The following is a 12310-nucleotide window of genomic DNA, read 5'->3' as shown; positions in this document are numbered from 1 at the left end:
GCCCCGATCTGCCCCCCGAAAGAAGGGGAAAAAGATCGCCACCGGTTGTCTGGTCCGCTCTCCGGTCGGGGCTGCGCCCCTCCCTACGATCAGACCAGACAACCGATCCTACCGGCCATCATAGTCGCCGCTCAACCGGCCATCGTAGTTGTCGCCGCGCACCTTGTGGTCCAGTGGCTCCCGTTGTTCCGGGTTCGCCTTGTGGTCCTTGCGGCCCTGCGATGCCTTGCGGCCCCTGAGGTCCCTGTGGTCCAGTGATGCTTTCTCCGGCTGGTCCGATTGGTCCCTGTGGTCCAGTTGCTCCTGCTGGTCCCATTGGTCCTGTGATACTGTCACCGGGGATGCCTTGCGGTCCTGTCTCACCGGCTGGCCCTTGTGGACCCGCGATGCCTTGTGGCCCTGTTTCACCGGCTGGCCCACGTGGACCGGGGATATTGCTGGCCTCGATTACCAGTTCAGTAGCTGCTGTGGCCTCTACGACAATTTCCGGCACATCGCCGACTAGGATTTCTACGCTGAACTGCGCCAGTTGAACTTCGATCATTGCGTGAAGCCAACCGCGACAATTTCACCACGCCATAGCACCTGATCCATGCCATCGACCGTGCGCGTGACCATGAACGGTTTGGCTTTGCTGCTAAGCTGGGCAGCATGAGCTTCTGTGAAATGAAGCAGCCGACCCAGTGGATTGCTGGGATCGATTTCGGGGATGAGAGTGAAGCCGCTCTTGACGACGAACTTGATGTCCGCGCCAGAGATGTCGATCGGTTGCTTGGTCACTTTGTCCCTGAATGTGAGGGGCAATAGAGTGTCTGCTGCGCGGTCGAGTTCGATGAGAGATGATGTGATTTTCGCCATCATCTACTTACCATTTCACGCAGATATGGCGAAGCCCGACAACCATAGCTGTCGGGCCTCTGACGAATTATCTTTCCTTGATACCCATGCTATCAAGTAGCGCGTCAGTGGCACGCTGTTGACGCTCCTTTTCGGTCAATGGGAACAGGAACAAGTTGTTATCATCCGTGATATAATCCGCTGATGTCACGACTGGTGGAGACAAATGCACCGCTGCGGCTTTTGGCATCTTGCCATAAAACACCTTTGCATCGCGCTGGTACTGCCTCGCGGTCATCTTCACATAAAGCAAAGGGTCCAAGCATCCCCGGTAGCCCTCGACCTTATCAATGACACTGGTAGCGTAGACGTGGATCAAGTGGGTGGCGGCGAGGCATCCATCAACCAATTCATATTCATCCAGCTTCTGCACGAATACAGCCGCAAGCCTTTCATAGTGCGCAGTGCCAACGCTTGAAGCGAGCGGGATGATGAGGCTGATCGTGTTGGCTGTTTTTGTCTCTGTCGATACCCAGAAATGGGTATAGCCAGTTTCCAACATTTTTGATGCGAGACGTTCCCACGCGGACAGCGGATATTCGAGTATGATCGCTGATGCTTCGATCAGATTGGCTTTGGTGTTCTCGCCCTTCTTCCATGACGCGAATGACCATGCGCGCGGTTCATCATTAAACTGCATGAGGCGGTCTCTACTATTCTCCATGTAGGCCATTATGCCATAGCAATTTGCTGAACTATCGACGCACGCGATGTAGCTGTCACGAAGGCCATAATTGCGATTTTTATCGAAACGGGAAAGGGTGATCTTCTGCATGATATTCTCCTTTAAGTGCAACCTCACTGGCTGCACTCGTATTGATCCCAGAAGCATCAAAACAGGGGTCAAACGGGTCTAAAACTGCTGATTTGGAGAATGTCACTGTTTCAAGGGTGTAAATACCTGCATGGATATAACGATCAATGGTGTCACCCAGTCTAAAGAGCAGTGGCAAAAGCAATCCGGCGTCAGAGGGTCGTTCATTGATGAGCGTCTGCGCGAGGGATATGCTGGGTCTGCACTTCTCATTCCACAAAAGCAGTGGAAGCGCCTTGAGGCTTTGGATGAGGCCGAACCAAAGGATGCCTATGAAAAGGCCGTTCGTAAAATGATCAAGGCCGACATTGCCCAGTTTCGTTTCGATATAATCGTAGAGCTATGTCGGGACATTGGGTTGGGTGCTTTCAAATCATCCATGCTGCGCCGCTGCCTGAGCCGTGCCAATTTCCGCTATCCGGTCGCTGTCGATAACTGGAACGTTCCTGTTGATGGCTCTCTATGGTCGTTCAACGGACCAAAGGGAAAGCCGCGCATGTCATGGATGTTGAAGCGAGCCGAACAAGCCGAACGTTGGGTGAACCCGCCACTTAAATACTGATGGGTGCTGCGCTTTAACAGAGCTGCTCAAGCGGTGCCTACCCGGAGAACGTATTGTTCTCCGGGTTTTCTATCAATCGGGCTTTTTACCTAGCCAGCCTTGTACCGTGGCTGTTTCGTAAATTCGAATGGCTGTCCAGATAACTGTAAACAGTGCCGCGATGGAGGGGAGTATCTGAGCTAGCGTTGCGATAACGACGCTGACTGAAACGATGTCACCGGCTGCGGTTACAGCTTCTACAGCATGTTCTCTCATTAAAGCCCGCCCGTGCTGTACGCATCACCCAGAGCCACTGCTACCGCGATTACCGTACCCGACACACCCAGTCGAATGAGGTTGGTCATGAGAAGGCTTTTGACCGCCGGAATGGTCCAAGCGATTTTGATGAAGCGACCGGTGCCGACGAGGACGGTTTTGAGGAAGGACTTTTTCTCAGGGGTTTCACTATCACTCATGATCGCTGCCCTCCTGCGCAAACGGAAGTTCAGGCTCAGCCACGCTATTGACCGGCGCTAACTCGAAGAGATCGACTGACAGATTTTCCGCTGTTGCATTTTCAAATTCGACCGTCATGAACCCAGCGCTTGTGATGGTCACAATGCCGAAGTCTTCAATGGTGACACCGAACAGTTCGGCCATTTTGGGAGATTTGAACGCTGCATAGAGCGTGTCGGCGTGAACGGTTTGGAATGTTTCTGTAGGCTTCTTTTTTGCCATGATGCGACCCCCGGAGGTGATTGTTTCTGTGCGATTATTTAACCGTACAGAGAACGCTCACTTCTCCGGGGGAGGGTTATCAGTTCAGGGGCGCAGTCGGCATCGTTGGGGTGCCGGTAGCGGTTGGCTCTTCACCGTCCCAAACAGCGATAATGTTCTTCAAGCGGGTCAGTTCGCTCTGTAGCTGGAACTTGGTGCCATTCTGCATCGAGACGTGCTGGCTGATAATTTGGCTGGTCATAAAGTCCACAGGTTGAGCGCGATGTGCTTCGGCTTCCGCCGCCGCTTCGTCTGCCTTTTCCATCATCGTTTCGATGGCTAGGATGCTGCTTTCGATAATCTCGCGCTGAGTGAGATCGGGGTTGCTGTATTGGGTCATAGGAAATCCTCGTCATTGTTAACGTAGGTATTTACCTCCCCAATTTGCGGTTCATTTGCGCTTGCCTGATATGAGGGCGATCATGTCCAAATCTCCCATCATTCTTGTCGGGGCACTCGTTGCCGGTCTTGTCGGTGGTTTCACCCTACGAGACACAACCACCTTGCCAATCGCAGATGCATCGACTGATGCTCAGGACTGGAAGCCGCGCAACACGATCCAGCGCGATATTGGAATGTCGGCGGAGGAATTGGACGGACAGCAACCCGATGCCGGGATCATGGGATCCAGACCCGCTTCGGCGTCACGTTCGGCTTCGGGAAGAGCCGTTCATCATCAACTATTTCAACCTAGAAGATAAGGAGCTAGACAAGGCTCTCAATCGGTAGGGGGAGCTATGGACGGAAAGGGACTGGCAGAATTGTTAGGGGTGTTACCTCTACTCCTGTACCTTGGCTATCTCGCACTGCGCCACTGCGCAGGGTATCGGCAACACACCGTGAGTTACCGAGAGCCTGGTGCGCGGCATATTCATTCTCAATGGGTGAAGCTGGACGATCCGAAGGCAGACTATCGCCAGAAAGTCCGATATCACATGATCAATGGCCGGCGCGTACGCTCAGTTAGTTGGGAAAAGGTCGAAAAGGTCGAGGGCAACCCGCCGCTGCTAATCTCGCTCGTGCTCGTCTGGCATGAACTGCGCACATTAACGTGTCGGAAACACAGCCTCTACCCATTCTTCGACACCGCCGCGAAGCGCTATTCGATGCGGCAGGACGAAAACGGGGGGCACCTCGAATGGGAGTTTCTCGATAAGTTCGAGATCGATTGGGAGTTCAGTTCGCCGAAAGACGCGAACCTCACCCTACTGATCAACGGCAAAGTTGAGGCCACTGCTGCGTGTGTTGATCAAGCAGAGGATGGTGAGATCCCAACCTGGGTACTCACTACTGGTGAAAGCCACGCTGTCGCATCAGTCCCATGGGTATCCATGTTTGAAATCACTGGGCGGGGTGCTTTGTTCGAGTATCGCAACCGTCTCGCAGAGGCACGGCAGCATTCCGACTAATCCATACAGCCAAGCGTCAGCTATCGCCAATGATCGTCGTAACCGGACTGTCCGCCATCCACCCATGTTGGCCGTTCATATCATTGTTTCCGTGAAACTGCTGCTTGTAGCCCGAAACCTCGATACAAATTGGCCAGCCGGATATGATCGTCGGTCAGGCACTTGGGCAGCGCGTCATACCATAGAGCGTCTCTGACGCCCTTCTCGTAGGTGTTTGGACTTAGCCCGACCGTGTAAGCGCGGATCGCCCATACAACCTCAGCTGGTGCGACCCGTAGGGACAGGGTATGTCCTGCAACAAGAATGGGCTGCGCTGCTGGACAAAGCTGGTCGAGCAATGCCCAGCGTTCAGCCATGTCGGCATATGATATATCGAATTTCGCATTGCCCATAATCATCACGCTGCCGGGTGCATGGGGTGAAAATGGCTGGCCATAAATCTGAGCGATCAACCTGGCCTGATGTTCTGTAGTGACAAGATCGACATCATCGACATGGCCATTACGCCATGCTGGCAGGAAGCCGCCCAGCTTTGCGGCCATGCTGCCAATCAAAAATATGTCAGAGATTTGTGACATCGAGGATCAACAATACGGATGGGTAAATCCAGTAGTCGCCGCCATTCTGATGGACTTGGGCCACCTGATTACCCACGACTTCCCAACCGCTGTTGATCTTTTCATATCCAACCAGCTTGACTTCATATTGGCCAGTACCGTTGCCATAGCTGTCGTCGATTTCTACTAAATCGTAAATCTCAGCACCGCGCTCGATGGCCATCCGGTTCTGATGGAAGGCATAGGTGCGACCGCCAGCGTATGTGCCATGTCCTGTTCCAGCGATACACATCGGTCCTTGCTTGGACGAATATGTAACCTGACCAGCGCTGTTACAGAGTTCCAGACCCCAACCAGAAGTCGATGGTGTGGGATTAGGCTTGTCGAAAATATACCAGTCGATAGCCCAGTTGCTGCCATTATTGCGCGGTGAGTTCTGACTGGTAATCTGCCACTGGAAATTCTGACCGTTCTTTTCAACACCAACCACTGCCGCGCTAATGTTCGTGGGTCTGATGGCCATGAGTGGATACTGGCCATTCGAGACTGCTGGCACCCAAACACTGCCATTGCTCTCGTTAGATGGGTTGATCTGCCCACGGGCGATCAACGACATACAAGGGGTTGTCTCGTCTAGCTGGACCGCTTGCGCGTCGTTGAGAAAGGATGCTCCATAGGCCATTATTTGTATCCGTAATAGATGTAGGTCCAGTCATTGCTTTTGACGCGGAAGAAGATGGTCTCCCCGTCATTATATATCTGGCTGTAGCCTGAGCCGTTCTCGTAATCACCTGTCCCCGCAGTCACGATCACATACCAGAGCGCACTATTTGCCGGGCCATATGGAACAGTGAACGACTGATAATCGCCGGTCATTGATCCATAGAGATTAACGCTCGCGTTGGGTGTGTTGCCGAAATGCGAATGAACGCCGGTCAACTGGCCAGTGCGTTGAGTAGTGTCGAGAATGACACCGCCTTGCGCGTTGTGGAGGTTTAGTCCGTAAGCCATTAGGCGCTCAGATTTCCAAATCTCGCGCGCACGACGCCATTCTCGTCAAAGACCTTCCAGCAGCCGTTGGCATATTCGGTTCTCGCGCCACCACCCGGTTTCTGGATTGCGAAATTATCCGCATTGATGACCATATTGCCGGTTGAGCCATTGTTGTTGGCTTCCCAGCCAGTCACATAGCCATTCACGTCTAGGCGAACTGCCGCACGAGCAAGAGCGGTGTTGGCCTTCCCATCGACGCTAGTGACGGTTTCGTTGATCGTCGTCACCGACGCTTCGTTGGAATAGGCGGTCATATTCTGACCCTGTTCCAACTTGACCTGACGCCAGCTAATTGTGTTGACGCCGCCACCAGTCTTGTAAGCAACCAGACGCGCCATGATGTGCGTGGCATTGCCCGGCGACTGAACCGTCATCTTCAAGGCATTGCGGCTAGCGCCATCATTGCTGAAATCATGATTAGCAGCGCGACTAGGCCCGCCATGCTGGGTGATGTAATTGCCCCCGCCGTCATACCAGATCATTTCCAGATAGACGTGGCCGGTGCCGCCGCTGTGGAGGAAATACGCGCTATCGGCGCTGAAGGTGTAATGCGTGCCACCAAAGATCGGGACGCGCTCACTCTCGATATAATTGTAACCCTCGAAATTCGTGCCGTTGCCGGTCACTCGACCCCAGCCGCTTGATGTATGCGGCGACCAACCCCCATGAGTACCAGCCCAATAGTTCATCCCCAACTGGAAGCCTCCGTTTCGGAGCAGGTTGGGGCTACCCGACTGAACGATGGTCGTCAGATTTGCGACCGTGCTGTTCGCTGTAGCAATCGCAGTCTGGTTCGTTGAGATTGACGCCTGCTGCGCGGATGCCGTTAGCGCGCCATAGCCGGGACTATAAGGGCTTGGGCCGCTGGCCTGTTCATAGGTCTGACGCAGCATGGGGCGACACATCCACGCATAGCTGTCGCCTTGACCTCCATAAGTCGGGTCTTTGACGAACACGATATGCGCGCGAGCAGCATTCGAGGGCGACTGGGCTTTGCCCCAGCAACGCATCCAAGCGTTGATGTCTCGACCACCGGGCTTCGATGCCGTGTTCGTATCGGTGTAGTTGGAACTAATGCCATTGCCATTGGCATCGACCCAATCAACCCTGACATAGGCATTACAGCGATGCGCGGCGGTGTATGCGCTGACCTCATACCATTTGCCGCCTTCGACTGAGATTTGATCGGAGTGAAACTGCGACCACTGGCTGGTATCGCCATTGGGCTGATTGATGCCGATATTGTGCTCGTTAGTCGGACGCCAATCGTCGCCTGACTGATCGCGTCCAAATGCGAACCCGTTATTGTTGAATGGGCTATAGAAGTTCCATCCAACCGTGCTGGTGATGAAGGATGTCTCAGGGATGAGATTACCGCCACCAGTCGAGAATGTAGCGGCCAGATTGGCGCTGCTCGATGCCGCCGCTGCTCTGTCATTGGCCCATGACGCACTGCCTGCCGCCGCACTCGCGCTGCTCGATGCTTCACCGGCCTTGATGCTGGCAGTGTTGGCACTACCCGACGCCGACGAAGCGCGGATGCCAGCCTGATTGGCTTCATAAAGGGCATTGCTGTAACTGGAAGATGCCGCTGATGCGCTATCGGCTGCGGCCTTCTCGGACGTGATGTCCTCGATGGTTATGCCAGTCATGTGCCAGAGGCCGTTCGGCGCACCACCAGTTGTCTGATATTCGAAGATCGGCTTCCAGAGGCTTTTCCAGTTACTATCGACGGTGAACTCTACGCCGATCTTTCGGAAACCGGGACTATTGACCGCGATGTCGTTCTCGCAGTTGATGGCTACGGCATCGCCGCCATGCCCATCTGCGTTTCCGTCCCAGATATTATTATTGGTACGAAGCAGCCAGATTTTGACCGTGGCACAGTTGGTGCCGTGGCTGTAGAACCAACCCGTAACACGGTAGCGGCGTCCAATAGTCTTTGGGACGCTCTCCTTGAACATAATGCGGTTATAGGTGCCGCCCTGACCCGGACCCTGCGCAGTGATGTAAGGCTGCGGCCAGCCAGCATCTGGGCCGTTCTCAAAACTAAAGCCGTTCCCGTTGTCGCCCGAATATGCGTAGGCGTCCTTGCCGATTGGACCGACGAAGTTAGGGAAGGTCTTTGCGAATTGTGCTTGCGCGCCAGCCTGAGCGTTCGACGCACTAACCTGACTACTCGACGCCGCATTCGCTGATTGGCTGGCCTCGCTGGCCTTGCTACTGGCCGTTGATGCCGATCCAGCGGCAGCACCAGCGGACTGACCGGCAGAATTCGCGCTATTGCTCGCTAGACCGGCCTGCTGTGAAGCTGTCGATGCCGATCCACTGGCATTGGACGCAGACTGGCTGGCTTCGTTGCGATAGGTGTAGGCATTGCTTTCATGGCCTGCTGCCGCGACACGATGATCCCATGCAGCACCTTCATGCGCGCCAGCGGCCTGACGGTTCAGCCAAGAATTGCTTTCGTTGGTTGCGGCGTTCGTCTGACTGGTGTTCGCTGCGCTTGCGGAATTACCCGCTTCACTGGCCTTGATCGCGGCAGTCGATGCTGAACCCGCTGCGGCTTGCGCCGAACCATAGGCATTATACTCACCAGTGATGTCGCGGATTTCGACAGACTGGACGACGAAGACGCCCTGACTATCCAATCTGAACAGCGGCCTTACCCACTGGACGCCCTGATCCAATAAAGTGTTGGCATGAACATCAAGCGTATGTGTCGCCCAAGCGCTGCCCCAGCCTAACTGACCTTGCAAGATCGCAACGCCGGTGTTGACGTTGTTCCACTGACTGCCATCAGGCTTGATACCGATGGCGTAGATGGCGGCATTTCGCTGTGTGTCGTTTTCATGTTGCGCGGCCAGCAACCACTTAACGGTAATGCGAAGAACATGATCGCGGACGAGTGGGAGACGCCCCTTGGTCGAAATATGCGGCGAAAAGGTCGGGTTGTTCTGGACTTGGAGAATACGACCGTAGGTGCCGTGGTCATAGGCGCTGTATCGACCATCACTTTCGAGAGTGTTCGTGCCGCCGCCAAAATCCCAAGTCCAATTCTTGAGGCTCTGGAATGTGGCAGGCATAAGAGCCTGTGCGGCGGTCGTGGCCGATACTTCTGCGCTCTGTGCTGCGCTGGCCGATTGTCCCGCCTGTGACGCGCTGGACGACGCGCCCGATGCGCTTCCCGCCGCTGCGCTGGCCGACCCCGCTGCTTCTCCGGCTTTCGTGGATGCGGTATTCGCACTGGCAGATGCAGAACTGGCGTGCTGGCCTGCTTCGGTCGATTTGCTGGATGCGGTTGATGCGGAACCCGCTGCTGCGCCAGCAGACCCCGATGCCTGCCCTGCGCTATTCGCAGCTAGACCGGCTTGTTCAGATGCGCTCGATGCCGATCCGCTGGCATTGGTGGCAGACTGGCTGGCCTGATTGCGGAACGTCTCTGCTTCACTGCGGAATTGAAGGGCATTTACGGCCTGCTGATATGCTGCTTCTTTCTGCTGCTCGGCATTAGTGGCGCTGGATGCGGCATTGGTCGCGCTGCCGCTGGCCGCGCTTGCGCTCTGTTCTGCGCCTGTCTTGGAAATGGCTGCGCTTGATGCGCTCTGCGCTGCCGCATTGGCAGAACCGGACGAATGATACTCGCCAGTGATGTCGCGTATTTCGATGGACTGGACAGCATAGTTGCCCTGACTATCAATGCGGAAAAGAGGGCGGGTCCACTGACAGCCGTTGTCGATCAAAGAGTTGGTGTGAACTTCAAGTGTGTGAGTAGCCCAGAAATTACCCCAACCAGTCTGACCCTCAGATATCTGGAGCGGGGTGTTGATGCTGTTCCAGTAATCACCAGTCGTCGCACTATCGGGCCTGATACCAATGGCGAAGAGCCACGCATTGACGGGAGAGCCAAGCTGCCCGCCGGTCAGCGCCCATTTGACGGTGATGCGATATACTTTGTCGCGCACGAGCGCGATGCGGCCCTTGGGAACGATATGTGGGCTAAAATGCGGGACGTTATAGACATCAAGGATGCGCCCAAGCGTACCGTGGTCATAGGCCCAGTGCCTGTTGTCGGTTGATAGATCGCCGTTGCCTTCGCCCCAATTCCACGTCCAATTCTTGATGTCGCCGAATGTGGACGGCATGAGCGCCTGCGCGGTAGTCGATGCGCTGACCTGTGATGCCATGGCTGCGCTGGCCGACTGACTGGCCTCTGAGGCTTTGCTGGTCGCCGTCGATGCGCTGCCCGCCGCTGCCTGAGCAGAACCATTCGCGTTGGACGCCTGCTGCTGGGCTTGATCGCGCGCTGTTTCGCTGGCAGTTTTCGCCGCGTCGGAGGCAGCACGGGACGCCTCGCTGTTTCCGGCAAATCCTGCTGCTCCGTCTTTAGCGGAGACGGCTAGATCTTTCGCCGCGTTGGCAGCGGATTGGGCCGCCTGTGCGTCGGTCTTGGCCTGAGCGGCATTATTAGATGCCGTTTGGGCGTTGGTTTCGTGTTGGGCTGCGGCGTTGGCTGATGCCGCTGCGCTTGCGGTGCTGCCATATGTGGCCTGTAGATCGGCAGCGATCTGTTCGGCGGCTTCAATATCGGCTTTCAATTGCTCGCTGGATATCAAACCACCGATAGCGTCTGTGATCGCGTCAATGACCGCTTCTGCCGGTTTGCCCGCAACATTTGTACCTACTGGTGCGCCTACAGTCGCATTATCTTCCGGCTTGCCCGTGCCGCTGATCTTGTCCCACTGGGCTGCGCTGGCAATTTCCTGCGTGAGCGCGATCTTCGCCGAATAGACAGCTTCCCAAGCGCCACGGAACGCAACACGATCAATTGGCGTGTCGTGACTGCCATTGTCCCAAGCCGGGGATAGGCCGTTCAAATATCCATTCAGGTCATTGAACCGCAGCGTGTAGGTCGCAGCGAACGCGGCTACGTCCCAACCAGCAGCATCGCTGAGCAGCTTGTTATAATCGGCTGTTTCTACCGCGTGCTGTTGCACCCAGTATTTCTTTTCCGCCCTATCCAAAACGCCATCTGCGACCATCGCATCAAGGCGCGATAGCTGGATCGCGACATCGGCTTGCGTCTGCTGGAATTCGTCCAGTGCAGCTTGGAATGCTTCATCGGTGACATAACCCTCTGCATCGTAGATAGCCGGGCTGATTTCGCTCGTGGTGTGGACCGACCAGCAACGGCTATGACCGACCGAGACTTTCCAAACCGGGCCTGTACTGGTCTTTTCCGTGAGGTCGATGACGAGAGGAAGAGTGGAACGATCGCTGCGAAGCTGGCCACGACTTATAGGGGCATAGAAGTCACCGACCTGCCAGCGACCCGCGCCATCCGGGAACAGATAGCCACCAGCTTCATAGACAGCGCGATAGACGATATCTGCGACATTCGTTGCTTCCTTCGCATAGAAAAACCATTCAGCATCTGCGAACGCGCCGAACGTACCGAAGATAGCGGTTGGCTGGATTTCACGAATAAGCTGCTGGGTGATCGTCTTGACGGTGTTCGTGTAAACGCCATAGTGCAGCGCGCCCTGCACATCACAGGTTAGCTTTTGACTTGGCTGACCACCGAGACGAAACAAGCCCTGCGCATTGCAAGTGGCCCATTGACCCGGCTGCAAGTCGAGTGCGATTAGCTCATTATATGTTGTGACGTTGGCCGATGAAGCAGCAAGCTCTTGCGCATATTCATAGACGGTCGGGATTCCAGCAATCGGCCCATAGCCATGGACCTGATAGACCATGTAAACCGTGTCGATCTGAACTGGCTCAATGTTCTGGCAGAAGCCATGTGCGCGTGGCTTGAGAATGCCCTTGATGCCAGCGCCGCCTTCAAGGCCGCCGGTGCCTGCATATTCCTCATAGAGTGCTGGGCGCTGTAAATCGGCTTCGCTGCCCAACAATGCGACACTCGCGTAGATTTCTTGCCGATTGAAACCCGATACCCGACCGGAAAAGACCTGAGTATATTCTGTGAAGGGAGCGCCATCTTCGCCATACCAGCAAGAGGCCAATGCGTTGGACCAGTCATAGGACGACCATTCCTCATTTCCATATGCATCGGAGCAGATGAACTCTAGGTCGCCATAGCTGATGGTTGGGATTTGAAGCTGGCCACTGGACATCAGGTTAAAGCTGAATGTGGGCAGAGTTTCCAGCAGGGGCAACCACTGCTTATTGTCGAGATTGACGCCAGCATTGCTGACACCCCGCCGCGACATGTGGATCGTTGCAAGTTGGCCGTCCGGTC

The 12310-nt window shown here is 55.3% G+C and carries 13 protein-coding genes; 3 read left to right on the top strand and 10 right to left on the bottom strand.

Annotation, left to right across the window (positions count from 1 at the left end; translation table 11 throughout):
* Positions 1-108: 108 nt before the first annotated feature.
* The 3 genes from SPBM01_RS21730 to SPBM01_RS04235 all read right to left on the bottom strand — a co-directional run bounded on the left by SPBM01_RS21730 (position 109) and on the right by SPBM01_RS04235 (position 1672).
* Entirely contained in the window at positions 109-336 is a 228-nt protein-coding gene (locus tag SPBM01_RS21730) for a hypothetical protein (protein WP_223177777.1), read from the bottom strand.
* A gap of 204 nt (positions 337-540) precedes the next feature.
* Complete coding sequence (locus SPBM01_RS04240; RefSeq protein WP_188064158.1) at positions 541-861, bottom strand: hypothetical protein; 321 nt, start codon at positions 859-861, stop codon at positions 541-543.
* A 64-nt stretch (positions 862-925) separates the two neighbouring features.
* Complete coding sequence (locus SPBM01_RS04235; protein ID WP_188064157.1) at positions 926-1672, bottom strand: hypothetical protein; 747 nt, start codon at positions 1670-1672, stop codon at positions 926-928.
* A 130-nt stretch (positions 1673-1802) separates the two neighbouring features.
* Between SPBM01_RS04235 and SPBM01_RS04230 the strand changes: the two genes are divergently transcribed.
* The gene (locus SPBM01_RS04230) at positions 1803-2273 is read left to right on the top strand and encodes a hypothetical protein (RefSeq protein WP_188064156.1); all 471 of its coding nucleotides are present in this window, start codon (positions 1803-1805) and stop codon (positions 2271-2273) included.
* Positions 2274-2527: 254 nt separating this feature from the next.
* Here SPBM01_RS04230 and SPBM01_RS04225 read toward each other — a convergent pair whose 3' ends face one another.
* The 3 genes from SPBM01_RS04225 to SPBM01_RS04215 form a co-directional block, all read right to left on the bottom strand.
* Positions 2528-2728, bottom strand: a complete 201-nt coding sequence (locus SPBM01_RS04225) for a hypothetical protein (protein ID WP_188064155.1) — start codon at positions 2726-2728, stop codon at positions 2528-2530.
* Entirely contained in the window at positions 2721-2990 is a 270-nt protein-coding gene (locus SPBM01_RS04220) for a hypothetical protein (RefSeq protein ID WP_188064154.1), read from the bottom strand. The genes SPBM01_RS04225 and SPBM01_RS04220 overlap by 8 nt, the downstream gene beginning before the upstream one ends.
* Before the next feature lie 79 nt (positions 2991-3069).
* On the bottom strand, positions 3070-3369 hold the full coding sequence (locus SPBM01_RS04215; protein ID WP_188064153.1) for a hypothetical protein: 300 nt from the start codon (positions 3367-3369) through the stop codon (positions 3070-3072).
* Positions 3370-3451: 82 nt separating this feature from the next.
* Between SPBM01_RS04215 and SPBM01_RS04210 the strand changes: the two genes are divergently transcribed.
* A complete protein-coding gene (locus SPBM01_RS04210; RefSeq protein ID WP_188064152.1) occupies positions 3452-3730 on the top strand; it encodes a hypothetical protein in 279 nt (92 codons plus the stop codon).
* Between the two features lie 36 nt (positions 3731-3766).
* On the top strand, positions 3767-4438 hold the full coding sequence (locus SPBM01_RS04205) for a hypothetical protein (protein WP_188064151.1): 672 nt from the start codon (positions 3767-3769) through the stop codon (positions 4436-4438).
* A gap of 80 nt (positions 4439-4518) precedes the next feature.
* Here the strand turns inward: SPBM01_RS04205 and SPBM01_RS04200 are convergent, their stop codons facing one another.
* Genes SPBM01_RS04200 through SPBM01_RS04185 form a run of 4 tightly spaced genes read right to left on the bottom strand, consistent with a single transcriptional unit; the run spans position 4519 to position 12281 of the window.
* The gene (locus SPBM01_RS04200; protein ID WP_188064150.1) at positions 4519-4980 is read right to left on the bottom strand and encodes a hypothetical protein; all 462 of its coding nucleotides are present in this window, start codon (positions 4978-4980) and stop codon (positions 4519-4521) included.
* Positions 4981-4999: 19 nt separating this feature from the next.
* Positions 5000-5677 (bottom strand): DUF6453 family protein, encoded by a 678-nt coding sequence (locus SPBM01_RS04195; RefSeq protein WP_188064149.1) that lies wholly within the window; start codon positions 5675-5677, stop codon positions 5000-5002.
* The gene (locus tag SPBM01_RS04190) at positions 5677-6006 is read right to left on the bottom strand and encodes a hypothetical protein (protein ID WP_188064148.1); all 330 of its coding nucleotides are present in this window, start codon (positions 6004-6006) and stop codon (positions 5677-5679) included. Before SPBM01_RS04190 ends, SPBM01_RS04195 begins: the two co-directional genes overlap by 1 nt.
* On the bottom strand, positions 6006-12281 hold the full coding sequence (locus SPBM01_RS04185; RefSeq protein ID WP_223177776.1) for a hypothetical protein: 6276 nt from the start codon (positions 12279-12281) through the stop codon (positions 6006-6008). The genes SPBM01_RS04190 and SPBM01_RS04185 overlap by 1 nt, the downstream gene beginning before the upstream one ends.
* Between the last annotated feature and the right edge of the window lie 29 nt (positions 12282-12310).

It is taken from the genome of Sphingobium sp. KCTC 72723 (genome assembly GCF_014280435.1).
Lineage (GTDB): Bacteria > Pseudomonadota > Alphaproteobacteria > Sphingomonadales > Sphingomonadaceae > Sphingobium.
The sequence above is the reverse complement of the archived record's forward strand: the minus strand, read 5'-3'. Positions and strand labels throughout refer to the sequence as shown.